Source organism: Pararhodonellum marinum (assembly GCF_015354735.1).
In the GTDB taxonomy this organism is placed as follows: domain Bacteria; phylum Bacteroidota; class Bacteroidia; order Cytophagales; family Cyclobacteriaceae; genus Pararhodonellum; species Pararhodonellum marinum.
The window spans coordinates 764,347-790,724 of record NZ_JACEFJ010000001.1; the positions used below are offsets into that span (position 1 = coordinate 764,347).

Below are 26,378 nucleotides of genomic sequence, written 5' to 3' on the forward strand. Positions count from 1 at the left end.
AGCCTTTTATTTGAAACGAAAACAAAAATAATTAATCTTGATCAGGAAAAAAATTTACGTGGTAAGGCATGGCCAAACAGATTACAATAAAATGGGCGTCGTGCAGGGCAGTGGGATAGACGCCCCTATCAATGAACTAGGAAAGCAACAGGCCAATGCATTTTTTGAGGCTTACCAAGATATTCAGATTGAAAAAGTTTTTTTTACAGGATTGCAAAGAACCAGACAATCCATTATAAGATTTATAGAGGAGAAAGGATTGCCCTTTGAGGCGGTGCCTGAATTCAATGAAATTTCTTGGGGGATCTATGAAGGGGTTCCCATGACCGATGAAGAGAATGCTTACTATCAGCACATGCTAAAAAGATGGTCGGCAGGAGAACTCAACTATGCGATAGAAGGAGGGGAGTCTCCAGTGATGGTAGCAGACAGGTTGAAAAGGGGCATGGAAAAAGTATTGGCAGGTGAGGAAAAAACAATCTTAATTTGCATGCATGGCAGAGCCATGAGAATTTTATTGAGTGTTTTACTCAACTATAATTTAAAATATATGGACAACTTTATCCATGAGAATTTGGGCTGTTATGAATTGAGTTTGATGTCAGATGGAAGTTACAGGTTGGATGTATTTAACAATACGGATCACCTCAAAGCTTTGCATTCACTTTGATGGTCTGTTTTTTATTGTTGTAAAATTTACCCTCATAAATAGCCAAAACCTCCGAAAAATTTGATTTGGTATCCCCCAAGTCAATGATTCTAAACGCGATATCCTGAAGTTGTGTCCATTTGGTATTATTGATTTTGACCAGCACTTGACCCAACTGACATTCATCAAAGGTTCCACCGGGTATTTGAATGAGAATAGCTGCCTCAGAATTACCGGTATAACTTTTTGTTTCAAAAAGGTCATTGAAAGTCATTTCAATGATTTGGGCACTGGAATTGAACTGTTTCAATTCTGTTTTATCAAAAATCACCAAAAAAGTTTTTGTTTCCGGATCATTGGCGAATCCGGAAAGAATAAGGCAACATGTTAGTAGAATTGAAAACACAAACTTCATAATGGAAATATATAAAAAATAACAGAAGCAAACAAGAATTGTTTTTTCTATGGTCAAATAGTCATTTAAAGAAAAAAAGCCCAAAAATTGGGCTTTTTATGTATGCTTTATGCTATGCTCTACTTCTTTTTTTCTTGGCAGTGGGATCCTCTTCTATTTCATCCTCCACTCCTGAGAAAATCCTCCCACAATGTTCACAGACAATCAACTTTTTCTTTTCGCGAATGTCTGCTTGGCGCTGTGGAGGCACGATGTTGAAGCAACCTCCGCAGGCACCTCTTTTGACCATTACTACAGCCAAACCGTTTTTCGCATTGGCTCTGATTTTAGCGTAGGATTTTATTAACCGGTCTTCAATTTTTTTGGATGCTTTTTCTCTTTCGGTTAACAGTTTATTCTCTTCCGCTTCACTTTCAGCAACAATGGTGTCAAGCTCCTCTTTTTTGGTATCAAGGTCTTTCTGCCTATCCTTCAGTATTTCTTTCAGTTCTTCGACATCCTTGTTTTTGTTTTCGATCTGAATCTGAGCTTCTCCAATTTTCTTTTTCGAAACTTGAATTTCCAAGTCCTGTAGTTCCAGTTCCTTGGTAATGGCATCATACTCTCTGTTGTTTCTGACGTTCATCTGTTGCTCCTGGTATTTTTGGATCAACTTTTCAGCGTCTTTGATCGCTTCTTTTTGCCGCTTGATATCATCTTCAAGCGCGTCCATATCGAATTTGAATTTATCCAGTCTGGTTTCATAACCTACAATCTCATCCTCTAAATCCTGAACTTCCTCAGGTAAGGCTCCTCGAATTTTAAAAATGGCATCTAAACGGGAATCAATTTGTTGAAGACTGTGGATAGCTTCAAGTTTCTGTGCAACTGTACCTTCCATGTACTATATGTAAGTTATGGGATTCGTAACTATTTTTGTCAAATAGAGTGCAATATTAGTAAAATTTTGTGACAATATCTCCACCAATAATTCTTTTGTGTAAATTTCACTTTCGTAATGTCCAATGTCACAAATAACTATTTGATTATCAGCATCAAAGAATTCATGGTATTTGATATCTGCGGTGATGAATACATCCGCCCCAGAATTTTTGGCGGATTGCAAAAGAAAAATTCCCGCTCCACCGCATACAGCCACTCTTTTGATGGGTTTTTCCAAAAGGGCGGTATGTTTGACCACTTGCAGGTTCATGGCCTTTTTGAGATAGGCCAAAAACTCCTTCCCTTTCATCCCTTTTTCCAAATCCCCCACCATGCCAGAGCCTACCTCCTGATTTTCATTTTCCAGTTGGAAAAGGTAGTAAGCCACCTCCTCATAGGGATGCACTTTTTTCAGGGTTTGTAAGATTTTATTTTTTAGATAGGATGGAAACATTACCTCAATTTTTTCTTCACTGACCTTTTCTGCTTTTCCCTTTTGTCCCAATGTTGGATTTGCCTTTTCTGAAGGGATAAAAGTACCATTGCCCTTAGTCAAAAAACTACATCCCGAATATTCTCCTATTTTTCCGGCTCCTGCTTCAAAAAGAGCTTCCAATACCTCTTCGCTTTGATTGAAAGGAATAAATGTTTCCAATTTGAATAGCAGCTGTTTTTTAGGAGCGAGGATTTTGGGCTGCTGCAACTTTAGTTGCCTGGCGATTTTATGGTTAACCCCCATTTGCACATTATCCAAATTCGTATGTATGGCGTAGAGTGCGATGTCATTTTTTATGGCTTTGATCACAGTCCTTTCCACATAGTTTTTACCGGTCAGCTGTTTGATTCCTTTAAACACGATGGGATGATGGGCTATGACCAGGTTACAGCCCATTTGAATGGCCTCTTCTACCACTTCTTCAGTCATGTCCAACGCACAGATTACCCCCTTTACTTCATCCTTTGCATTCCCGGTGATCAAACCGGAATTGTCATAACTTTCCTGATAATGCTTTGGGGCGTAGCTTTCAAGGAATCCTATGATATCCTGAATCAAATAAACCATATATTTGCTTTTGTTTCAAAATTAGTAAAATTTACCCAATGCGGCCTTACGATCCCTTACTCTATCCTTTTTCGTGGCTATATGATGGACTTACCAGATTCAGAAATCACCTGTTTGATAAAAATGTCAAAAAAAGCATTCAGTTTTCTATTCCAATAGTTTCCATTGGCAATCTTTCCATGGGGGGAACTGGAAAAACGCCCATGGTAGAATTTCTCATCAACCAATTGAAGTCAAGTTATAAAATTGCTACCTTAAGTAGGGGATATGGTAGGCAAACTTCGGGGTTTCTATTGGCCAACAGGCAGACAGGTCCGCACCAAATCGGCGATGAACCTTATCAGATTTTTTCAAAGTTTCACCATGAAGTTGCAGTGGCTGTTGGTGAAAACAGGGTAGAAGCTATCCCACTTTTAATCGCCGAAAAACCTGAAACCGAATTGATCCTTTTGGATGATGCTTTCCAGCACCGCTATGTGCGGAGGGATTATAATGTGGTCCTTACCACTTACCAAAGCCCTTTTTATGATGATCAGGTTCTGCCATTGGGTACTTTGAGGGAGCATCCCAAAGGGGTGAATCGAGCTGATCTGCTTGTGGTCACCAAATGTCCTGAAGAGGTATCGGAGGGAATTAAGCAGGAGATGATTCGAAAAACACAGCATATTGCCGGATGGCCCATTCCTGTGCTGTTTTCTAAAATCCAATATGGGGAACCCTATCTCGTTTTGGGGTCCTCGACAGAAATAGGTAAAAGTGTCATTTTAATGACAGGAATTGCTAATCCTGTAACTTTGGAAAAGCATGTGGCTGCGCATTTTATCCTCTTGGATAACTTGATTTTTCCGGACCATCACAGGTATTCACTAAAGGATATGGAAAAGCTAAAAAAAGTATTTGATGCATACCGTGATCAAAAGCCAGTCGTTTTGACTACTGAAAAGGATGCAGTAAAGCTAAAAGATCTTAAAATCCATGAATATCTAAGAGAATTTGCGATTTTTGCCATACCAATGGAAATCAGCATGGCGGAGGCCGAAAGAGATTTGTTGATCACCCAGATCAAACAAGTAATAAAAGACAAAAGAAACAACAGTGAAGATTAAGTATTTTCTATCCATACTGATGGTTTTTCTTTTGTTTGGGGTTTTACCGGCAAATGCCCAAACGCAGGGTCAACAGCGGATGGAGCGGGCGGGGCAAGTAAGAACGCAGCAAGGGGAGGTAGATCCAGATGCAGAAGAAACCGGTGGTCGGCGCGGTCTTATTGATGATTCTACCCAGATGGTGTATGGACCGAACACGACCCTTATTTTTAGGGAGAAACAACTTAGGTACAATAGGTTGGAAAAAAGTGAGTTGGATACCAGTTTGGTTGGGTTTCATAATTTTGAGCCCGTAGCGGACTCTTGGTACAAGTATCAGGACTTGGGAAATATTGGAAGTGCGGCCAAGCCGGTTTTTTACGAAGTTCCTGAATTGGTCGGACGGAGTTCAGGTTTTCATGTGTATGATTTACATTACAACTCTCCGGACAGTATGGTGTATTATGATACCAAGTCCCCTTTTACCAATTTGGAAAGTTTTTTTGGAGGAGGAAACAGGAATATGCTCAATGTAAATTTTGCTAGAAATGTCACTCCAAATTGGAATGTGGGTTTGAATTTCAATACGATCAGAGCCAGAAAAGTATTGAACCCCAATGCAAGGGATGACAACATGGTGGAACAGACCTCCTATTCTTTTCATACCAATTACAGATCGGAAAATGGGAAGTATATTCTTTTGGCCAACTTTTCCCGGATGAGGCATTTTGTCAACGAACAGGGGGGAATTATCCCCCCTGAAGTGGATTCCACTTCCTTGTATTTTGCCTATGAAGATGCCAAAATGTGGCTGAGAAATTCCACGGTCAGTGATCTCCGGCAAGATTACCATGTCTTTCATCAATATGAAATCTTAAAAGGATGGCAGGTATATCATGTGTTTGACAAAAGAAAACAGGAAGTGACCTTTAAAGCGAATTTAAATTCGGGCGACTCCACTTATTTTAATTTTTTAGAACTTGAACGACTTCAAAATCAAGATACGACAACCAACTTCAACAATTTTTCTGAATGGAGAAATGAAGTCGGCTTTAAAGGAGATTTTGGACCTGTTTTCTATAATGCCTTCGTAAAATTCAGGACAGGCAGAATGGCCAATCCATTTTTCGAAAGCAACAACAACTTTACTGAATTATCTATTGGGGGTGCACTTCGGGGTGAAATCAATGAAAACTGGTATTTTGAGGCGGATGGAGAATACCTGATCCCTGATGGGTTCAGGGTCAAAGGCGCATTTCGTTCACCTTATTTGGATCTTACCTATACCAAAGCTTTGTACAAACCTACCCTGATGCAATTGCAATATAGCGGAAATCACTTCGACTGGAACAACGACTTTTCCAATATAGGGGTAGATCAGATCAAAGGGGTTTTAAAAGCAGATTTCAAAAATTTTAGAATCAGGCCAAATCTCACCCTTAACAGAGTCAATAATTACGTTTTTTTCAATGAAGAATTTGTGGCGGATCAAATCAACCAGGATGCTTTTATGGTCATTCCTGCTGTGGAAGCCAACTTAAATTTTGGAAAAAAGTATTTTGTGCAGAGTGAAGTGATTTATACCTTGTTGTCAGGTGGAGCCTCGGATAAGTTCAGAATTCCTGAATGGTTAATCAATTCAAGGGTTTATTTTGAGGACAACATGTTCAATGACAATCTCTTTATCCAAATTGGATTTGAGGCACGGCACAGGAGTGACAACTTTGCTGAAGCCTACCTGCCGATGACGCAGCAGTTTTATTTGCAGAACAACTTCAATGTATTTGCCTACACAGTCTTTGATGCATTCGTAAATGTGAGGATCAACCGAACACGTGTATTGTTCCGTTACAATCACTTAAATGCCAATCTCAATCAGGCAAGACCTGGCTATTTTGTCACGCCAGGTTTTACAGGCTTGCCGGGCATGTTGGATTTGGGTATTTCTTGGTATTTCTTTGATTAAACCATGGACTGGGAAACAAGTACAAAACAAAAAATGCTTCATTTGAAGCTTCCTACGGATCCAAGATGGGTAGATGTAGCTGAAATGAATCTGGAGGATATTTTGGTAGACCACGCCTATTGTGAACAGAAGGCTGCTTCTTCCTGTATTTCACTAATTTTAAAGTATCCTGATCTTGATAAATTGGTAGACATGCTTACCCCCGTTGTGGCTGAAGAGTGGGCCCATTTTGAAAGGGTAATGGAAGAAATCCGAAAGAGAAGCTTTAAATTCGGTTGGCCTAGAAAAGATGAATATGTTGTCGCATTGCTCAGTTTTGTAAAAAAAGGGGGTAGCCGTATGCAACAGCTGAGTGAGCAACTCCTTATGAATGCCTTGATTGAAGCAAGGAGTTGCGAAAGGTTTAAATTACTGTCCAAAAACCTCAAGGATGCTTCGCTTCAAAAATTCTACTACGAGTTGATGGTTTCTGAAGCAGGCCATTTTGTGAATTTTCTGGAATTGGCCAAATACTATTATGATCCCAAAAAGGTGGAAATCCGTTGGAAGGAATGGCTGGAACATGAATCCGAAGTGATGTTATCCCTGGCCTCCAGACCAGGCAGAATTCACTGACACTTAATGGGCTCAATCGGCATCAGGGCTGCAAGCATAATAGGTTAAAATTTGCATGAAAATGCTGAAATTCCGACAAAAAGTAATTATTATTAGCGAGGATTTTATGAAAAATCCTTTTTATTGTACAAATCTGAACATTCTATGAATCTGATCGAAAACATAAAAGAAGCCATCAGGTCGGTGAAAACCAATCTCCTGAGAACCATTCTCACGGGATTGATCATTGCTATAGGAATCACTTCTTTGGTCGGTATGCTGACAGCAATAGACGGCATGAAAGCACAGATTCAAGAAAGTTTTTCAGGGCTTGGAGCCAATAATTTTGACATCAGATCAAAGGGATTTTCTGGTAGAAGGGTTACGCAACGTGGCGTATCAGAAAAAACCTACCCACCTTTTTCTTACCGGCAGGCACAGGAATTTAAGAAAGAATACAGTGAAAGGGGATTGTCAACAGTTTTCTCAAATTTTTCCGGTTCTGCTGAAGTAAAAAAAGGATCCAAAAAATCCAATCCAAATGTAAGAATTACAGGCGCTGATGATCAGTATTTTATGATAAAAGGTCAGAAGCTGGAGAAAGGCAGGAATTTTTCTGCTTTTGAAATACAATATGGAAACAATGTGTGTGTGATTGGCGATGAAATCGTAAACATACTCTTTGAAAAAAATGAAGATCCTATCAATCAATATGTATCTTTTTACGGAGACCGATACAATGTAATCGGGGTATTGGAAAAGCAGGGTGGAGTAGGAGGAGATACAGGGGCTGACCGCACGATTATCATACCGGTTGAGAATGCCCGTCGGAAGGACAGAAATGGAACTTTTAGGTATACGACCACTGTGTCAGTAAGTGATCCTGTCAAGATGGACTATGAAATGGGTCATGCCACAGGACTCATGCGTAAAATCAGGCAGGATCGGTTGGGAGAAGAGGATTCCTTTGAAATCGTAAAAAGCCAATCGGTTGCGGAAAGTTTGGAAGAAGTGGCAGGTTACCTTAGGATCGGTGGGTTCGGGATAGGATTCATTACCTTGTTGGGGGCAGCCATAGGTCTTATGAATATCATGTTGGTTACTGTAACTGAGAGAACAAGAGAAATTGGCATACGGAAGGCACTGGGAGCAACTCCCTTGAGAATAAGACAGCAGTTTTTGATAGAAGCCATTGTAATCTGCATTCTTGGTGGAATTTTAGGTGTTTTTTTAGGAATTAGTATCGGGAATGTGGTCGCCAATTTTGTAGGACCGGGAGGCTTCTTGGTTCCATGGCTCTGGATTTTCGTGGCTTTTGGGATTTGTGTCTTCGTAGGCTTGGTTTCCGGGTATTTCCCGGCCTACAAAGCCAGTAAGCTCGATCCCATTGAATCTTTGAGATATGAATAGATGCCGATGGGATATTTTTTAAAAAAATCATAAAAGATATTTAACTTTTATTAAAATTTAATTAATATTAACCTTCGGTTTCATCGATAAACCAGTCGTATCTATTGTATTAATCAATAATTTAAGTCAAATCCGTATTTGCTTCCACCCAATAACCCCATCTACCAATGAAAGACCATCAGTTTGATGCCATTGTAATAGGTTCCGGAATCAGTGGGGGCTGGGCCGCCAAGGAATTTTGTGAAAAAGGTTTAAAAACCTTGGTTTTGGAAAGAGGAAGACAAGTCACTCATGTCAAAGACTATCCCACTGCAAGAACCCCTCCCTGGGAATTGCCTCAAAGAGGAGCCCTTTCGTTGGAAATGAAAAAAGAAAATCCAGTGGCTTCCCGATGTTATGCCTTCAAGGAAGATGCAACCCATTTTTTTGTCAAGGACAAGGAGCATCCCTACCTTCAGGAGAAGCCATTTGATTGGATAAGGGGCTATCAGGTAGGAGGTAAATCCCTTACTTGGGCCAGACAGGTTCAAAGATGGAGTAAGTATGATTTTGAAGGGCCTGGGAGAGATGGTTTTGCGGTCGATTGGCCTGTCCGATATGAGGACATTGCTCCCTGGTACAGCTATGTAGAGCGTTTTATAGGCGTCAGTGGCAACAAGGACGGGCTCGATACGCTTCCCGATGGAGAATTTTTGCCCCCTTGGGAAATGAATGCTGTAGAGAAAGTCATACAGGAAAGGATCATGGAGCAGTATGGAGACAGAAATGTGATCATCGGAAGATGTGCCCACCTAACCAAGCCAAGTGAGGTGCACTTAAAGCAAGGCAGAGGACAATGCATGGCGAGAAGTCTGTGTCAGCGAGGCTGTCCGTTTGGCGCTTATTTCAGTTCCAATGCGTCCACCTTACCAGTGGCCATGTCAACAGGAAACATGACCCTAAAAACGGATGCTGTGGTACATTCCATAATTTACGATGATGAAAAGGGAAAGGTCACAGGGGTTCGTGTCATTGACGCCAATACCAAGGAAGCCACTGAGTATTTTGCAAAAGTCATCTTTGTCAATGCCGCTGCCTTGAATACCAACCTCATTCTATTGAACTCCACATCCAAGCGATTTCCTGAGGGACTAGGAAATGATTCCGGTTTATTGGGAAAATACATTGCCTTTCACAATTACAGAGGTACCATCAATGCAAGCATGGAAGGCTATGAAGACATGCATTATTATGGGAGAAGACCTACGGCCATTATGATGCCTAATTTCAGAAATGTCAAAAGGCAGGAAATGAATTTCATGAGGGGATACATGAGCTTTTATACGGCAGCTAGACCCAATTGGGGTCATGCGTCCGATGTACCTTTCGGTGTTGATTTCAAGGAGGCCAATGCTGTACCGGGTGCTTGGCGGGTTTTCATGATGATGCAGGGGGAAACCATACCCAAAGTGCAAAATCATGTCAAATTAAGTAAAGATGAAAAGGACTCTTGGGAAATGCCACTTTTGTCAATCTCAGTGGATTATGATCAGAATGATGAATTGATGCTGAAAGATTTCTGGGAACAGGGTGCTGAAATGCTGGAAAATGCGGGGTGCAAAGACATTCGAATCCAGGACAGCAAACAAGCACCTGGCTTGGACATCCATGAAATGGGCGGAGTAAGAATGGGGCGAGACCCTAAAACTTCCCTACTCAATAAATGGAATCAGATGCACTTTGCTCCCAATGTTTTTGTCACTGATGGGGCTTGCATGACTTCCACCGGTGTACAAAACCCTTCACTAACTTTTATGGCTTTTACTGCAAGAGCGGTGGATTATGCGGTCAAGGAAATGAAAAAGGGCAATTTATAATTAAACAACATCAGTTTTGAGAGGGTCTGCTCCATATTCATTGTCTCCTTTTTGACCTTCTTTGACAGCAAGCCAAATAAAGCCAATGAAATTAATCGGAGGTGGGATAAGAAGAAAAAAGACATATTTCCAATCCATGCCTATGTCGTGTAGACGTTTGACAGCCTGAATCAAAAGCAAAATAATAGTTGTGATTAAAATAATACCAAAAATCACAAATGGCACCCAAGACTCATTTTCGAATGATTCGTACATTTTCATCAGGCTGAGCAGATTGATAAAATAAAAAACAATAAAATACACAAGGTACTTCCTTCGAGAAATACGGCTGGTAGGATCAAAAATATTTTTCATTTTTAGTTGAGTGGTTTAGTTAAATAATCGTTTGAACCATTTTTTGTTTCCTTAAGGTAAGGAAAATAGGTGAAATTATGAAACCAATACGATTAAAAAATATTATATCAGTTATTGAAAAAGTGATAAAAAGAGAGAATTTGATTTTATTATTCCAAAACTAAATAATTCTGCTTTTCACCAATAAGGGGTACATCATCATTAAATACAACAATAAATCTGTCCGCAACCAAACTTTCTTTGATTTGGAACGCTGAAGTTGGCTTTGAGATAACAGACTTTTCGAGACCATGTAAACTCAACATCCATTGGCTTAAAGCGGATAATATTCCTAATAACTATCTGTTGATTCACCTATTTAATGCTGCTCATATTGCAGTTCCGGCTCCCTGACTTCCACGGTGCCATGATCATTGATCTCAGAAAGGGTTACCTTTTTTACTTCATTGATTAATAGAGGGTCATACTTTGCAGCAACGCGGATGTAATTTTCCGTAAAACCGTGCATTTTTCCATCCACCACATCTTCTTCAAAAAGCACCTTATAGGTTAGTCCGAGATTTTCTTCGTAAAAATTTCTTCTTTTTTTCTCAGAAAGAATCCGCAACATTTTAGACCGCTCGTTCCGAACCTTAATTGGGATAACCTCCTCCATTTCAGCCGCTCTGGTATTGGCTCTTTCTGAATAGGAAAATACATGAAGGTAAGAGACAGGCAGTTCGTTTAAAAACTGATAGGTTTCCTGAAAAAGTGCGTCGGTTTCTCCGGGAAATCCTACGATTACATCCACTCCTATACAACAATGCGGCATCAGGGCTTTGATTTTGCTTACCCGATCGACATATAGTTCTCTAAGATACCTTCTTCCCATAGCCCTTAAAATGGCGTTGCTACCGGATTGTAGAGGGATATGGAAGTGGGGCACAAATCTTTTTGACTTTGAAACAAAGGTGATGATCTCATTGGTGAGCAAGTTGGGTTCTATCGAAGAAATTCTGAATCTGTCTATCCCTTCCACCTGATCTAAAGCCTGGACCAAATTTGCAAAGGACTCTTTTCTTCTTCCATCCTGAATCCCAAAATCCCCAATGTTCACCCCGGTAAGGACAATTTCTTTGACTTCGGTGTGGGCGATTTCATTGGCAGCGGCTACAATTTGACTGATGCTGTCACTTCTACTTTTTCCTCTGGCTAAAGGAATGGTACAAAAAGCGCAGCCATAATTGCATCCATCCTGTACCTTTAAAAAGGTTCTGGTTCTGTCGTGGATGGAAAAGGCATGGTTAAACTGGACCGCCTCTTTGATCTCGGAGGCCAACACCTTAGTTTCCTGTTCTTTGGCAAAACCATCCAACAATTCTATGATTCTGAATTTTTCTGCAGCACCCAATACGGCATCCACCCCTTCAATCTCAGCAATTTCTTTGGGTTTGAGTTGGGCATAACAACCAATGATGGTGATATAAGCGTTGGGGGAAATTTTTTTGGCTTCTTTTACAATTTTTTTACATTTTTTATCAGCATTTTCTGTAACGGAACAGGTATTGATAATGAATATGTCAGGGGTTTGATCAAAATCAACTTTTTGATACCCTTTTTGCTCAAACATCCTACTGATGGTGGAGGTTTCTGAGAAGTTGAGCTTGCAGCCCAAGGTATAAAATGCTACTTTTTTCAAAATGATGTCGGATAATGAACCGCAAAGTTACAGCTAAATCTCAAAGTTTTCAATTTTCGGTAAATCTCAGGTGTTTTTCAAAAAAAAAATCGCCTTTTATCCGTAATTGCGGTTGAATTTTTTGAAAAAACTGTAAATATTCACCAAAGTGGCTCCAAAAAACACCATTTTTCTTTTTATTAATGATTAATTTCTATTTTTGTAATCAAATTTTAAACCACTAAGATCAAAAAATGGCAACATTAAGACACAATGCACTCATGATGGTGCAATCCAGGGAAAGAATTCGCGTGGAATCACCTTCTTTAAGAATTTCAGATTACTTCGAATCCAATGTTTTTGGAAGTAAAGAAATGAAGGCCTCTTTGTCACCCGCTGTTTACAAAAAAGTCAGCAGCGCTATTCAAAAAGGTGAAAAGATCGATAGTACCACCGCTGATGAAGTAGCCTCCGCGGTTAAATCCTGGGCACTTGGAAAGGGTGTGACCCACTACACCCACTGGTTTCAGCCCCTCACTGGAGCAACTGCCGAAAAGCATGACACTTTTTTTGATGCCCAAAGTGGGATAGAGAAATTCAAAGGTACTGCCTTGGTGCAACAGGAGCCTGATGCCTCCTCATTTCCAAGTGGGGGCATTAGAACCACTTTTGAGGCGCGCGGATATACTGCGTGGGATCCAAGTTCGCCCATCTTTATTTTTGATAAAACTTTATGTATTCCTACGATTTTTGTTTCCTATACCGGAGAAGCATTGGACTACAAAGCGCCTTTGATGAAATCTGTAGAAGCAGTCAACAACGCTGCTGTGGCTGTCTGCCAACTGTTTGACAGAAATGTAAAAAAAGTGACCCCATCTTTGGGTGTTGAACAGGAATATTTCGTGATTGACCGTGCTCTGTATGCCACTAGACCTGACTTGGTCATGGCGGGCAGAAGTGTGTATGGCCACAATCCAGCAAGAGGTCAGCAGTTAGATGACCATTACTTTGGTTCCATACCTACCCGAGTAAGGGATTTCATGAAAGACTTTGAAATCGAAGCCTTGAAATTGGGCATTCCTGTTTCCACTAGACACAATGAGGTGGCTCCAGGGCAATTTGAAGTGGCTCCATTGTTTGAGGAAATCAATAAAGCTACAGACCACAATCAGCTCCTGATGGATCTGATGGATAAAATAGGGGAGAAGCATAATTTAAAGGTGCTTTTCCATGAAAAACCATTCGCTGGTTTGAATGGTAGCGGCAAGCACAACAACTGGTCTTTGATTACTGATACTGGCGTTAACCTCTTTCAGCCCAGCAACTCTGCGAGAGAAAATCTACAGTTCCTCTGTTTCTTGGTGGCTACCATCAAAGCAGTATATGATCACGCTGATTTGCTGAGAGCCAGTATTGCTTCTGCAGGCAATGACTTCAGGCTTGGTGCCAACGAAGCCCCTCCGGCCATTATTTCTGTTTTCTTAGGTTCAACCTTGACTTCTGTTCTTGATGAACTGGAGAAGAATGGGAATCTGAAAATTGAGAAAGGAGATAACATGTACATGAAACTGGGGATAAGTAAGATTCCTGAAATCATCCTTGATAATACGGACAGGAACAGGACATCTCCTTTTGCATTTACAGGGAATAAGTTTGAATTCAGAGCCGTTGGATCCAGCGCCAATGTAGCTGGACCTATGACGGTATTGAATGTCATAGTTGCTGAAGTTCTGAAGGACCTGCTCAAGGAGGTAGAAAAAGAAATGACAGCAGGTAAAGAGAAGAAAATCGCCATCGTAAATGTGCTGAGAAAATACATCAAGGATTCTAAAAAAGTCAGGTTTGAAGGAGATGGATATTCAGAGGCTTGGGAAAAGGAAGCGGAAAAAAGAGGCTTGGCCAACTTAAAAAGAACCCCTTTTGCCTTGGATATCCTTCGTGACAAGAAAGTGGCAGAATTGTTCCAAAAGCACAAGGTTTTGACTGATGTGGAGCTGCATGCCAGGCATGAAATTCTTTTAGAGAATTATATCATGAAAGTTCAGATCGAATCCAGGGTGATGGGCGACCTTGCTTTGAATCATATCATTCCAACTGCCATAACCTACCAAAACAAGTTGATTGATAATGCCAATGGCTTAAAAGGGCTTGGGCTGGACAATTCGGCGGCCATCACTACGATTAAGGAAATAAGTACCCACATTGAGTCACTCAAAACCAATATCGGTAAAATGATTGACGCAAGAAGAAGCCTGAATAAAGTGGAAGACATCACCAAAAGGGCCAAAGGCTATAGTTCAGATGTCAAAGAAGCCTATTTTGATCAAATCAGGTATGCTGTGGACAAATTGGAGCTCTTGGTCGATGATGAATACTGGCCATTGGTAAAATACAGGGAAATGTTGTTTCTCAAGTAATACAACCATTTTCCAGAACAGCAAAAGCACCCTTCTCGAAGGGTGCTTTTTTTATATAGGAAGAATTAACCCTTTTTGAAAAAATTGAAAGATTGATGACTTTAAAAACCAAAATAGTCAGTAAATTATTTTTTTTGACCTTCATAGTTATTAAAAAAAATCAATTATCTTTTTATATAAAAATGAAATTAATTTCATAAGTAAGACTTTTTATAAAAAAAAATTAATGAATAAATTTTGATTATAATCTCAAATTCCTAAATTTAACACCAAATAGAAAGATGCTGTTATGGTCCTGAACCGTCGAATATTAGGTACGGAAACGATTCTCTAGAAATTTTATTCTTTCAAACTAAATAGTGATGTGCTTATGTAGAATTAATCCACTGTAAATTATCTAAAACCTTAGAAAAAGTTGTGTTTTCAGCATTTAGCACAGCAAAGTTTATTCAATCAATTTAAAACCTACGATTATTATTATGAGAAAAATTTTACTGACCATGTTGTCTTTGGTACTGACGCTGAGTATCGTGTTGGAAGCCCAGAGTCAAACGCGGGTACTTACCGGTAAAGTGGTAAGTGGCGCCGATGGGTTCCCCATTCCCGGGGTAAACGTCATAGACAAAGCGAACAATACGGGTACCGTCACTGATTTGGAGGGTAACTATTCGATTTCTGTTACCAATGCGACCACATTGGTCATCTCCTTTATAGGTTATGCAACGCAGGAAGTTCTGGTAGGAAACAGAAGTACGCTAGATATTGAAATGGCTGAGGATTTATCTGAACTTTCAGAGGTGGTCGTGACTTCATTCGGTATGGAAAGGGACAAAAAATCTCTTGGTTATTCAGTCACCCAGCTTGAGGGTGATAGGTTTACTGAATCTAGGACCGTTAACTTAGGAAATGCGCTTTCGGGTAAAATTGCCGGAGTGAATGTCAGCCCACCGGCTACCGGTGCTGCAGGTTCTACAAGGGTGGTGATCAGAGGGGGGTCTTCCTTGACTGGAAATGACCAACCACTTTACGTTGTCAATGGTATTCCAATCAACAATTCCAATTTGGGAAGTGCAGGTATGTGGGGTGGAAATGATTCAGGTGATGGATTGTCAGCAATCAACCCAGATGATATTGAAAGTATTTCAGTTTTGAAAGGAAGTACTGCTGCTGCTCTCTATGGAGTAAGGGCATCCAATGGAGTAGTGATGATCACGACTAAAACGGGTAAATCCAGAAAGGGAATTGGGGTGACTTTTAATTCCAATACCACCATGGACAGGGTATGGGACATGACAGACTTCCAAAATGTTTACGGTCCCGGTAGAGATGGATTAAGACCGTCTTCCTCTGGTGATGCTTTTGATATAGGACAAACTCACTGGGGAGAGCGATATGATGGAGCCAGTACGCCTCAGTTTGATGGGGTTTCCAGACCCTACTCCCATTTGGGGCAGGGGTTAAATTCCTTCTATCAAAATGCTTACACATTAAACAATTCCATCGCGTTTAGTGGGGGCAATGAAACCGGAACTTACCGATTCTCTTTTTCCGATTTGGACAATAAGGATATTATGCCTAACGCCGGATTTAAAAGAAGAGTAGCAAACGTTAGTGTTAACAGTAAATTGAATAAATTTACTGTCGCAGTAACCGGTCAGTATTCCAAGGAGAATGGTCAAAATAGACCAAGGCTGTCTGACTCTCCCGGCAATGCCAACTTCTCGATGATGACTTTCCCTGGTAATCTTCCCCTGAGTGCTATTCAGGGAGATCCCAACAAATTAGGAGCGATGGAAGACGGTACAGAACTACGTTATCAACCAAATGTTTTCCAAACCAATCCTTATTGGGCCGCATATCAGTTTAGCAGACAGGATCAGACAGACAGATTTATGGGTAATGCCTCCTTAACTTATAACATTACGGATTGGCTATATGTCCAAGGTAGAGTTGGTACTGATTTTAGTTCCAGGGTAGACGATACCTATGAGCCTTACGGTACAGCTTATAAGCCATTGGGTGATTTTAATCAAATTCAACGAAATATCAGAGAAGATAACGCCGACTTTTTTATTGGTGTAGATAAGACTTTTGGTGACTTTTCCATTGATGCCATGGTAGGTGGAAATAGAATGAGGCAGACAAGAGAATCCCTTCAAGCTGGAGGGAATGATCTCGTCGTACCATTCCTACATACCTTAAGAAATGTAGCGGCTCCCTCAGTCAATTATAATTTCAGCGAGCTTGGAATCAACTCTATTTTTGCCTCTGCCAATGTGGGGTATAAAAACTTTGTTTTCTTGAACGTAACTGCACGTGAAGATCAATTTTCTACTTTATCACCGGATAGTTTTAAATTGTTCTACCCCTCTGTAGGTACCAGTTTTGTTTTCAGCGAGGCTTTTGAAATGCCCTCTTTTGTTACTTTTGGTAAAATTAGGGCATCTTATGCAGGTTCAGGAGGTGGGGCTCCAGGCCCTTATGCATTATTGCTGACTTATGGACTTGTCGGACAGGGCCATCTTGGGTCAAGTTTAGGGCAGATCAATAATGGAAGTATTCCCAATAACACTTTGCAACCTTTTTCTTCCAACGAATTTGAAATCGGTGCAGACTTGAGGTTCTTCAGCAATCGTTTGGGACTGGATGTTGCCTATTATAGCAGAAGGACTACAGATGACATTTTGGCAACTGGAATTTCCTCCACATCAGGTTTCGGGAGTACTACAGTCAACATTGGTGAGCTTACCAATAGAGGTGTAGAGTTGTTGTTATCTGTTAATCCTGTCAGATCAGCCAACTTCAATTGGGACCTTTCTTTGAATTTCGCCAGCAACATCAGTAATGTGGTGAGTTTGGGTACTAATGCAGCGGGAGATCCCATTGAATTTATCAATTTGGGTCAATCCAGATTAATGAGGGAACAAATCCGCCATGTGGTAGGCCAGCCTTTGGGGATGATAGCTGGATTTAGACACTTGGAGGAAAATGGTCAGAGAGTATATACTGATGAAGGTTATCCTGTCACCACCCCAGGATTGGAAACTTTAGCAGAAGGAAGACATCCGATTTCTGCTGGATTATTCAACAACATGAGCTACAAAAACTGGAGATTGAGCTTTTTGATCGACATGAGGCAAGGAGGTAGTTTAGTGTCTGGTACCAACTATTCAGCTCATACCCTTGGATTACACCAAAACACGCTGGTTGGCAGGGAAGGTGGCCTTTCTTTCTCAGGAGTCAACCAAGAGGGAACCCCTACCAACTTTACGATACCAGCTGTAACTGGTGACCCTGACCAATTCCTTCTTAACGACTATTATACCCGTTGGGCAATGGTCACTGAGAACATCGTTTATGATGCTTCTTTTGCCAAGTTAAGGGAGTTTAGCCTTGGTTATTCTTTCCCAAGTACGATGTTATCCAAAACACCCTTTGAGGCTTTGAACCTGTCTTTGGTGGGAAGAAACCTGCTTTTGCTTTGGTCCAGTGTTCCCAATATTGATCCGGAATCTGCCTATGCAGTAGATGGTAACTCTCAGGGTTTGGAATTCTTTGCAATGCCAACTACCCGAAGCTTTGGGTTCAATTTGACGGCTAGTTTCTAATGAGGTATCCTTAATTTAAAAAGAGAAAAAAATGAAAATAAACAACAAATTAAAGAGCCTATTCTTAGCAGCGGTTGTGGGATTTAGTTCCTGTAGCGAAACGGCTCTATTGGATTTGAACATAGACCAAAATGCTGCTACGGATATGGATATGGCCTTTTTGTTCTCCACAGGAACCTTGAGGATCGGTGGAGAATATGAAAATACCCGTGCCAACATGCTTTATTCCGCTACGATGATTCAGCATACGGCTTCATTGGCCGGATATTTCAGTGGAGATAAGTATTTCTACAATGCACAGTATTCTGGAGCTTACATGGAGAGGCATTACACAGATGTTTTCAGATTGTTGCAGCATGTCAAAGAAAATACCGAAGGCATCCCGGAAGAAGCAAATCTTAATGCCGCGGCTACGATCATTATGGCTTTTGATATCCATAGAATGACGGACTTGTATGGAGATATTCCGTATACTGAAGCAGCTAGAGGATTGAATGGTGACGAGTACTGGTTTCCAAAATACGATACGCAAGAGGAAGTATACACTGCCTTGATTCAGGATATCGTAGCTGCCAGAGACAGAATTACGCCATCTGCCAGATCAATAGCTGCTCAGGATTTTGTCTTCAGAGGTGATATGGACCAATGGAAAAAGTTCGCCAATTCACTTTTGATGAGAATCGCCATGAGAATGAGCAATGTGGATCCTGCAAGGGCAAGAGAGGTATTTGTAGAGGCTAGTAATAATGGTCCATTCGAATCAAATGCTGATAATGCCTACATCATTTATGCCGAAGGTCCAATTGGGATTAACCGAAATGGTTTGAACGATGGATATTGGAATACTTATAAATACTCTAGAGATGCCAAAATCAGCAAGACCTTTATTGATTGGATGAAAGCCAATAATGATCCTCGTCTGATGATTGTTTCAGGAGGATTGGGTGATCCTGAAGTACCTTCTACCTGGAATACAGACCCTGCTGCGCAAAGAGGAATGCCAAATGGATACAATGTCAGTACAATCAGAAATGTGTTGTCTGCAAGTGAACTGGCAGATTTTGAGGCTAATCAGCCGGCAGGCCAACGCATGTTCTCCATGATCAACCTTAAATATTTGGATTGGTCTGATCCTTATTTGTTGCAAACTTATGCAGAGGTAGAATTGATGCGAGCCGAAGCCGCCTTGAAAGGATGGATCGGTTCTAATGCAGAGACTCATTTTGCAAATGGAGTCAGGGCAGCTATTGAAGTCTGGACAGACTTTGATGCTTCTTTTGCCCGGTCCAATGCTGAAATTGATGCCTATATACAAGGCCGTGGTTTCACAGCTGCCTCCGATGAGGACAAGTTGAGGCTGATCGGAGAAGAATACTGGGCAGCCACTTGGTTAAATGACATTGAATCATGGAGCAACTGGAGAAGAACAGGTTATCCCGAATTGACCCCAACTCAAGATCCAGGTAGATTTGAGGCCAATGAAATCCCTAGAAGATTAAGGTATTGGGAGACTGAAATCGGAGCCAATCCTGAAAATTATAGCAATGCCATAGGTAGAATCGGTGGGGACCTGCTGATGACCCGGATGTGGTGGGATGGAGGTAATTGATTCCATTTAGCATGTAATTGAGAAGAGGTGTCTAGTAAGACACCTCTTTTTTTATTTATAGGTTTGTGTGCTACCTTGCCTAAAAACTTATGGGAACTATGCTACTATGTGGTTAACCCAACCGGGAAATTTCTGGAGGGATTTTCAATTCTTAAGTTTCAAAATAAGTTTACCATATAGGGCACAAAGACCACATAGTTTTTTAATTTTTATTTACGGTAGGACGCAATGTTGGCGTTGAATTGCCTAATCAAAACATGCATTTTTTATTGTAATATTAGGAAATCTGGTTGTTGAGGAGAAAAACTTATGTAAACTATGCGACTATGGGGTTAACCCAATCGAGGAATTTCTGAAGGGTTTTTCAATTCTTTGGTGAATTTTCAAATGGGATTGCTACATAGAATCAGTAAAAAAACAATTAATCCCGTAAAGTCTGATAGGTGGGATCCAGTTGGTTCAAAATATAGCGGCCAATTTTGTCACCTTGTTGTACGCCCACATCAATGGCATCCCTAAAATGAATACCACCGTACAGCCTCGAAATAGCCGCTTCATCTGCGGCCTGAAGAAATGAATCAAAATGTCTGGCTGGCAATCCAAAATATTCCTCAGACGTGTCCAAATAGGCAAAATCATCCCCAAAATAAGCAGTGAGCACCACCGCACTGGCCCGACTGATGACGCTATGGCCACTGGTATATTCGGGAAATGGAGGGGTTTGGAGCAAAGGTCTCCATTTTTGGTCAATGTATTTATTGATGGCTGTTTCTGGTCTTATCCTGTCTGAATCATATTTTTCTTCCCAACAGGAAATGAATGCATCGTGTAGGGTCATGGCCAAAAGCGCATGCACATACACGGTTTCTTCTAAGGGTAGTTTAGCTTGTAATGTAGCAATTCCGGTTATTCCCATCCAATGACCCCCTGGGGAGATCTTTTTGAGTCCAATGGCCATATGACCGGAGTAACTTACCATAAAGGGATTGCAATCCCAGAAATTGGCAATCAGTTCTTTTTCCTCGTCCAAATTTTGGGTGATTGAAAAGACCTCCAAAAGTTGTTTTTTAAAATCACTTCCTTCTTCCAGGGAGAATACCGCAGGCGGTTTTGGTTTGTATGCTTTGATATCTTTCAGAAAAAAAGGCTTTATCGTTCTCCATTCCGGTTCCACAGCAGCCATGTAAGCCGGCGGGGTTGGATACCAGCGACCCTCACCGGTTTTTGGGGAATACCGGGTCAAGGTACTGAGTTGTAGGTATCCGTCATTCTTGGCCAAATCCAATACCAATGAAGCTACCTGATCAGCATATTCAATGTTTTTGGCAAGTACTTTTTTATTCCACTTTCTTTGCTTGGATTGCTCTTTGGTCCATTTCTCAATCTTTGGGAGGAGAGACTTACCAGAGGGCATGATGCTTTTTCCGATTTGAAGCATGCTGTAAATACTTGCAAAAGCTGGGTCCAACTGGGATTTACCCTGATCTACAGGATAATCTATTTCTCTTAAAATCTTTTGACTCAGGTGTTTTTCTTCCGGAAGCAGTCCAAGATCTTCCATGATGATCTGGGCACCTAAGGTGGAATAAGCATAAAACCTGGCAGCGGCAGGAGGGGAGGCCACATCTGTTACCATAATTTCAGTAATGGCGAACAGCTGATTGACAAAGGCCTCGCTGTCATCCATGCGGTTTTGCCCAAAAAGGGTCTGATGTCCAAATAGGAATGTAATCAGGAGTAAAGAAAATGACTTCGAAAGCACACTATCGGTTTGCATGACTTTGATCTCTCTCTTTTCGATTGTTGACATAACTTTCCACCCCAAAGTTATTGATGCCAAAAAGCAGCAAATTCTCTCCAAGGTGATCAATTTCAAGGATGGATTTCACGTCTCCTTTTATCCTAAATCCACTTTTTCTTTGAGGGATGTAAGTAAAATTGCCATTACCATCCCCCTCAAACAATACGCCAAAGTTAGCATCTATCACTCCCATTCTGATCCGAATATAGGTCTGATTTCCTGCTAACAATACGTCGTAATGACCATCTCCGTTGTGATCAAAAGGATGGATTGCGGTTACCGGTGCAAATTGCGCTTCATTGGGAAGGGGCTTTACCTCGAATCGGTCACCCTGATGATGTAGCCATACACTTCTGAGTTCCTCAGCTTCCAATTTAATCGCATTTTTGAGTTGCTCAGCACTAAAGATATCCTCAAGTACGGCATTTGAATAGGATCCATAATCGGTAAATTTACTTCTCATGCCATACATTTGGTCAAGGAGTTCGTCCCTACTGGCAAAAGGGTAAGGTTTACCTTGGATGTAATGAACCAAAATCGGATCAATGGAGCCATTTTCATCAAAATCAGCAGCATATAGGGTTAATGGTTCTTCGACCGAGGCACCTAATTGACTGTTCAATCCATAATTACCCACCACGATATCCGGCCTGCCATCTCCATCAAAATCGGCAATGGCCAAAGACGACCACCATCCAGTCAAATTTTTACCTAACCATTGTTCCGATTTATCCACCAGTTTTACCCCGTTTTCATTGATCAACACCCTTATGGGCATAAACTCTCCCACAACTATCAAATCCATCTTGCCATCTTGATTTAGATCAGTCCAGGCTGCGGCAGTTACCATCCCTAATTTACCCCCATCAGGCAAGTAGGCATTGGTTTCTTCCCGAAAAGTACCATCTCCCTGATTGATCAGAATATGGCTGGAAGGAATTAAAGGATATCTTCCAGGCACAATCCTGCTTCCAACAAACAAATCCGGAAAGCCGTCTCCATTGATGTCTGCACTGACAACCGTCGAACTGCTTGTAAGCATTTTTGGCAAAGCATCCTTGGATAATTTTAAATTTCCTTTTCCATCATTAAGGTAAAGCCGGTCCTGTAAGGCATCGTCAGTTGATAAATAGTCATGATAACCTCCGCTGGCTAGGTATAGATCCTGATACCCATTTCCATTGGCATCGAAGAATAAGGCAGCTGCATCTGTGAATTCATCTGAACTATAAAATGAATTCAATTTTTTCCATTCCTCCTTGTTCCAATGATAAAGCGCTCCAGGTGAATTCTTTGTCCCCCCTACAAAAATCTCAGTAAGCCCGTCCCCATTGATATCAGCTGAGGCCATGACTGGACCGACATAAGATGGCATATTGATCAAGAGAGGCTGACGTTTAAAATCATTAAAACCATCCTCCTGAGGAGTATGAGGAAGTAATTTACCTTGAGCGCTAAACCTTGGCTGTATGGAAACTGGTATTGTATTCGGGTCTACCGCCTCCTCTTGATTGATGGTAACCATTTGATTGGAACCCTGGTCTTTCAATGTACTCTTGGACCCGTTTGGCCAAATTACAATGAGAGAATCTATATAATCGATATCTCCGAGCCCAAAATGAAGGGTATGACTTAAGGTGGATTGAAAGCCTCTGACTGGATATTGCTCCCTAATCTGAATAGACTGACCGGCATACAAAGTGATTTTGCTGCCAATCCCAAAGGTATTGGAAGGTTTCCCTTTTAAGTTTACCTTGAGAAATTTCGAGTCTTGCGCTTTTTTATTGGCTCCCGTATTGCGGTAAATCCCCGCAGTTTCATTCAAGTTGCTGATGACCAAATCCAGGAATCCGTCATTGTCAAGATCTGCATACACAGCCCCACTAGAAAAATTAGGTTTGGAAATACCCCAATTTTTGGATTGGTCTGTAAAAGTAAGGTCTTGATTGTTTTCAAAAATATAATTGGATACCGGTGTGGAAGTCATCGTAGTTACCAAATGCAAGGTATCTGCCCGCTCTCCGGCCACGGCTTTTTTAAAGAAATAATCACCCTTGTATTTGAGGAAATCTCTGTTTGTATAATCCCTGTAATAGCCATTGGTGACCAAAAGGTCTTTCCATCCATTGTTGTTTGCATCAAAAAACAGAGCTGACCAACTCCAGTCCGTGTTTGAAATGCCAGCCAATTGACCTATTTCAGAAAAGTCTCCATTTCCATGATTAAGGTGCAGCATGTTCCGCATATTTTGGTGATAGAAGCCTTTCATGACCATAAGGGCATATTGTTCATAGTTTTCAGGTCCATACAATAGCTTTTGCCGCCTGTTGTCTTCGGGTAGCATATCCAAAGTGAATATGTCCATCAAGCCATCGTTGTTGATGTCACCTATATCTGCCCCCATGCTAAAATGGGAAATGTGCTGAAAATGCTCGGTCATCTTATCTGTAAAGGTGCCGTCTCCATTGTTGATATAAAGGTAATCTGGTTCGATGTAATCATTGGTGACCAAAAGATCAGGAAAGCCATCCTGATTGAGGTCAGATACGATGACTGCCAAACCAAAACCCATGGCATTGCCCAAAATCCCCGCTTCCTCACTTACATCCACAAATTTGCCGTTGTCATTGCGAAACAACTTATCTCCAGCTGTAGGATGCCTTTGTTTCCTGGCTTCATCAAACTCAATTTCATTGATGACAGTTATGTTGTGATTGAGTAAAAACATGTCTAAGTCCCCATCTCCATCAAAATCAAAAAAAACCGCTTGAGTACTGTTGGAAGGGTCATCTAAGCCAAACTTATTGGCTTCTTCACGGAAAGTCATATCCCCTTGGTTGATAAAAAGTTGGTTTCTTTTTGATGCCTGATCCCCATTGCCTGAGTAACAGACATAAATATCCAGAAAACCATCTCCATTTAAGTCCACTACGGTTACTCCGGTAGTCCATGCGTTTTTACCTTCTATTCCGGCAGCTTTGGAAATATCCTTAAACTTAAAATCACCCAGGTTTTGGTAGAGTTTATTAGGTGACATATTTCCTGTAAAAAACAAATCCTCCAATCCATCATTGTTAAAATCCGCTACAGCTACACCACCGCCATTGTAAAAATACTCATAGGTTAAAATGTTGTTTTTTGCATCTTCCTTCAACTGATTTTTAAAATTGACCCCCGTTTTTTTTGGGCTCAAAGCCTCAAACAAGGGTTTTTCTTTTTGAAAAGCAAACACCATGTGCAATGGTGAAATCCATGAAAAAATAATCAACGGTATGACCCAAGAATTATATTTCCTCTTGGAAAAGAGATTACCTGATGACTTGTATGCAGTCAGCAATGCCTTCATGATCATTTTCTTTTTCGGGGTTTAATTGATGATATCTTCAAAGATATTCTCAATGACAACAGCAATTCCACCCAACAATCCAACTTCTTTTCCCAACTGATAGAGGGCAAGCTCTGTTTTTTCCCTTGATTTGGCCATGCTGTAGATATTCAAGGCCTGTTGAATCGGAGTAATCAGATATTGTTTGGCCTCGGCCACTGATCCACCGATAATGATCAGGTCTGGATTCAAAATCTGGATGAGAATAGAGATGCCCCTTCCTAGATCTAATCCAGCATCGGAAAGTATGGTGATGGCCCTTTGGTCACCTGCCAATGCGGCTTCTACCACGATATTGGGTTCCAAACCATCCTGTTTTTCTCTGGCCATTCTACTCATGATCGAGTCACTGTCTTTCAGAACAGCTTCTTCGGCCATCTTTACGATGGCTGTACCGGATGCCACTGCTTCCAAACACCCTTTTTTGCCACAGGTACAGGAAATGTCTCTCGACTCGAATAGGGGGGAGTGGCTGAATTCTCCCGCGAAACCCGAAGAGCCTTGATATAGCTTTCCGTCTATAATAATCCCAAGCCCAATTCCCCAACCAATGAAAATGCCCAAAACATTGTTGAAAGGTTTGTTTTGACCAAATTTAAACTCAGCCAAGGTCATGGCCCTTGCATCATTTTCAATAAATATTTTCTTTTGGAATTTTGTCTCCAAAGATTCCCTTAAACTTTTTTTTCCGAAATTTAAGTAAGTGTAATTGACACCACTCATGGCATCAATCAATCCGGGCATGGATATACCTATCGCAATGATTTTTTCATTCTCCAATCCGGAGTTGAGCATGTGATTTTCCATCAGCATGACAAGCTTCTCATAAGTTTCTTTTTCATTGTTCAAGACCAACTTATGGTTTTCTATTTCAGTAACCGCTTTGTTGTCGCTGTCATAGATGGCAATTCTTACTTTGAATTTACTAATATCCAAAGACAAAACATAAAAGGCATTCTTAGCGAGACGATACAGATCTGGTTTTCTGCCTCCTTGTGATTCTGCTCTACCTTGTTTGATCACTTCTCCCGACTGTATCAAATCGGTCAGGAGTGAATTTACAGTTGGTAAACTGATGCCCACCTGATTGCAGATTTCTCCTGCTGTATTGCTGCCATTGGTGTAAAGATTTTTAATGATTTTTATTTTATTGAGGTAGTTCTTGATTTCAACAACGCCTTCTTTTTTATCGAGTGACTTTTGGGGGTTGATCAGGTTCATCATAGTCAAATTAGCCTTTCAATAAAGTAAAATTTGATGGGTTATAAAAGCACTTAAAGAAAAATATTGAAAAAGTTTACTGAGTTAAGTCTAATAATTTTGATTTTAAGCACTTTTGAACAGTTTTTGTGATTACAGCTTAATTTTTCTTATAAAATGAAAGGGCGTAAAACTAAAAATAAGGCCAAGTTGATATTAATTGATTTTCCAGCGAAAATTGTATTTAAAATCTTGCCATTTTTTCCATTATTCGAAATAGCAAGCCTGATGTGCATATTTCTAAACATGATCCTTGACCAAATATCACATTACTAAGAAAGCAATGTATATATTTTACCGATTTGAAAACTTGTGCAATAAGGTAAAT

Annotated in this window: 17 protein-coding genes; 9 read left to right on the plus strand and 8 right to left on the minus strand. The window is 40.7% G+C overall.

All coding sequences use genetic code 11. From position 1 onward, the window contains the following. Positions 1 to 37 precede the first annotated feature (37 nt). Entirely contained in the window at positions 38 to 670 is a 633-nt protein-coding gene (locus tag H1A14_RS03235) for a histidine phosphatase family protein (protein ID WP_194774747.1), read from the plus strand. On the opposite strand, the gene H1A14_RS03240 is transcribed toward H1A14_RS03235, so the two are convergent. The 3 genes from H1A14_RS03240 to H1A14_RS03250 form a co-directional block, all read right to left on the minus strand. Next, positions 648 to 980, minus strand: a complete 333-nt coding sequence (locus tag H1A14_RS03240) for a hypothetical protein (protein ID WP_194774748.1) — start codon at positions 978 to 980, stop codon at positions 648 to 650. The two genes, H1A14_RS03235 and H1A14_RS03240, sit on opposite strands and share 23 nt — an antisense overlap. Positions 981 to 1,176: 196 nt before the next feature. Next, positions 1,177 to 1,944, minus strand: coding sequence for a zinc ribbon domain-containing protein (locus H1A14_RS03245; RefSeq protein ID WP_194774749.1), 768 nt, complete (start codon positions 1,942 to 1,944; stop codon positions 1,177 to 1,179). A 3-nt stretch (positions 1,945 to 1,947) separates the two neighbouring features. Next, positions 1,948 to 3,048, minus strand: a complete 1,101-nt coding sequence (locus tag H1A14_RS03250) for a Nif3-like dinuclear metal center hexameric protein (protein WP_194774750.1) — start codon at positions 3,046 to 3,048, stop codon at positions 1,948 to 1,950. A 38-nt stretch (positions 3,049 to 3,086) separates the two neighbouring features. Between H1A14_RS03250 and lpxK the strand changes: the two genes are divergently transcribed. From lpxK to H1A14_RS03275, 5 genes are all read left to right on the plus strand, one after another. Further along, positions 3,087 to 4,154 carry a tetraacyldisaccharide 4'-kinase gene (lpxK, locus tag H1A14_RS03255; protein WP_194774751.1) on the plus strand — a complete coding sequence of 356 codons (1,068 nt, stop codon included), beginning with the start codon at positions 3,087 to 3,089 and terminating at the stop codon, positions 4,152 to 4,154. Further along, a complete protein-coding gene (locus H1A14_RS03260; RefSeq protein ID WP_317174846.1) occupies positions 4,144 to 6,099 on the plus strand; it encodes a putative porin in 1,956 nt (651 codons plus the stop codon). The genes lpxK and H1A14_RS03260 overlap by 11 nt, the downstream gene beginning before the upstream one ends. 3 nt (positions 6,100 to 6,102) lie before the next feature. Beyond that, positions 6,103 to 6,714, plus strand: a complete 612-nt coding sequence (gene miaE / locus H1A14_RS03265) for a tRNA-(ms[2]io[6]A)-hydroxylase (RefSeq protein ID WP_194774752.1) — start codon at positions 6,103 to 6,105, stop codon at positions 6,712 to 6,714. A gap of 144 nt (positions 6,715 to 6,858) precedes the next feature. Beyond that, on the plus strand, positions 6,859 to 8,103 hold the full coding sequence (locus H1A14_RS03270; protein WP_194774753.1) for an ABC transporter permease: 1,245 nt from the start codon (positions 6,859 to 6,861) through the stop codon (positions 8,101 to 8,103). 167 nt (positions 8,104 to 8,270) lie between these two features. Continuing rightward, positions 8,271 to 9,959 (plus strand): GMC oxidoreductase, encoded by a 1,689-nt coding sequence (locus tag H1A14_RS03275; protein ID WP_194774754.1) that lies wholly within the window; start codon positions 8,271 to 8,273, stop codon positions 9,957 to 9,959. Here H1A14_RS03275 and H1A14_RS03280 read toward each other — a convergent pair whose 3' ends face one another. Both H1A14_RS03280 and mtaB read right to left on the minus strand, forming a co-directional pair. Beyond that, a complete protein-coding gene (locus tag H1A14_RS03280; RefSeq protein ID WP_194774755.1) occupies positions 9,960 to 10,313 on the minus strand; it encodes a DUF805 domain-containing protein in 354 nt (117 codons plus the stop codon). Between the two features lie 358 nt (positions 10,314 to 10,671). Further along, complete coding sequence (mtaB, locus tag H1A14_RS03285; protein ID WP_194774756.1) at positions 10,672 to 11,991, minus strand: tRNA (N(6)-L-threonylcarbamoyladenosine(37)-C(2))-methylthiotransferase MtaB; 1,320 nt, start codon at positions 11,989 to 11,991, stop codon at positions 10,672 to 10,674. A gap of 233 nt (positions 11,992 to 12,224) precedes the next feature. Between mtaB and H1A14_RS03290 the strand changes: the two genes are divergently transcribed. The 3 genes from H1A14_RS03290 to H1A14_RS03300 all read left to right on the plus strand — a co-directional run bounded on the left by H1A14_RS03290 (position 12,225) and on the right by H1A14_RS03300 (position 19,604). Continuing rightward, positions 12,225 to 14,387, plus strand: coding sequence for a glutamine synthetase III family protein (locus H1A14_RS03290; protein WP_194774757.1), 2,163 nt, complete (start codon positions 12,225 to 12,227; stop codon positions 14,385 to 14,387). Positions 14,388 to 14,866: 479 nt separating this feature from the next. After that, positions 14,867 to 17,995: a SusC/RagA family TonB-linked outer membrane protein gene (locus H1A14_RS03295; protein WP_194774758.1), complete on the plus strand. Its 3,129-nt coding sequence runs from the start codon at positions 14,867 to 14,869 to the stop codon at positions 17,993 to 17,995. A 31-nt stretch (positions 17,996 to 18,026) separates the two neighbouring features. Beyond that, positions 18,027 to 19,604 (plus strand): SusD/RagB family nutrient-binding outer membrane lipoprotein, encoded by a 1,578-nt coding sequence (locus tag H1A14_RS03300; protein WP_194774759.1) that lies wholly within the window; start codon positions 18,027 to 18,029, stop codon positions 19,602 to 19,604. A 421-nt stretch (positions 19,605 to 20,025) separates the two neighbouring features. Here the strand turns inward: H1A14_RS03300 and H1A14_RS03305 are convergent, their stop codons facing one another. The 3 genes from H1A14_RS03305 to H1A14_RS03315 are packed head-to-tail and all read right to left on the minus strand — an operon-like array spanning position 20,026 to position 26,011. Then, positions 20,026 to 21,414 (minus strand): vanadium-dependent haloperoxidase, encoded by a 1,389-nt coding sequence (locus H1A14_RS03305; RefSeq protein ID WP_228527525.1) that lies wholly within the window; start codon positions 21,412 to 21,414, stop codon positions 20,026 to 20,028. After that, positions 21,368 to 24,757, minus strand: a complete 3,390-nt coding sequence (locus H1A14_RS03310; protein WP_228527528.1) for a VCBS repeat-containing protein — start codon at positions 24,755 to 24,757, stop codon at positions 21,368 to 21,370. The genes H1A14_RS03305 and H1A14_RS03310 overlap by 47 nt, the downstream gene beginning before the upstream one ends. Before the next feature lie 15 nt (positions 24,758 to 24,772). Further along, the gene (locus H1A14_RS03315) at positions 24,773 to 26,011 is read right to left on the minus strand and encodes an ROK family transcriptional regulator (RefSeq protein WP_194774879.1); all 1,239 of its coding nucleotides are present in this window, start codon (positions 26,009 to 26,011) and stop codon (positions 24,773 to 24,775) included. Positions 26,012 to 26,378: the final 367 nt, after the last annotated feature.

Bases quoted from the DNA above. Each gene is read 5' to 3' on its own strand.
- H1A14_RS03245 (WP_194774749.1), bottom strand. From the start codon at position 1,944: ATGGAAGGTACAGTTGCACAGAAACTTGAAGCTATCCACAGTCTTCAA.
- lpxK (WP_194774751.1), top strand. From the start codon at position 3,087: ATGCGGCCTTACGATCCCTTACTCTATCCTTTTTCGTGGCTATATGAT.
- H1A14_RS03290 (WP_194774757.1), top strand. From the start codon at position 12,225: ATGGCAACATTAAGACACAATGCACTCATGATGGTGCAATCCAGGGAA.
- H1A14_RS03295 (WP_194774758.1), top strand. From the start codon at position 14,867: ATGAGAAAAATTTTACTGACCATGTTGTCTTTGGTACTGACGCTGAGT.
- H1A14_RS03315 (WP_194774879.1), bottom strand. From the start codon at position 26,011: ATGAACCTGATCAACCCCCAAAAGTCACTCGATAAAAAAGAAGGCGTT.
- H1A14_RS03300 (WP_194774759.1), top strand. From the start codon at position 18,027: ATGAAAATAAACAACAAATTAAAGAGCCTATTCTTAGCAGCGGTTGTG.
- H1A14_RS03310 (WP_228527528.1), bottom strand. From the start codon at position 24,757: ATGATCATGAAGGCATTGCTGACTGCATACAAGTCATCAGGTAATCTC.
- H1A14_RS03280 (WP_194774755.1), bottom strand. From the start codon at position 10,313: ATGAAAAATATTTTTGATCCTACCAGCCGTATTTCTCGAAGGAAGTAC.
- H1A14_RS03305 (WP_228527525.1), bottom strand. From the start codon at position 21,414: ATGTCAACAATCGAAAAGAGAGAGATCAAAGTCATGCAAACCGATAGT.
- H1A14_RS03275 (WP_194774754.1), top strand. From the start codon at position 8,271: ATGAAAGACCATCAGTTTGATGCCATTGTAATAGGTTCCGGAATCAGT.
- miaE (WP_194774752.1), top strand. From the start codon at position 6,103: ATGGACTGGGAAACAAGTACAAAACAAAAAATGCTTCATTTGAAGCTT.
- H1A14_RS03270 (WP_194774753.1), top strand. From the start codon at position 6,859: ATGAATCTGATCGAAAACATAAAAGAAGCCATCAGGTCGGTGAAAACC.
- H1A14_RS03250 (WP_194774750.1), bottom strand. From the start codon at position 3,048: ATGGTTTATTTGATTCAGGATATCATAGGATTCCTTGAAAGCTACGCC.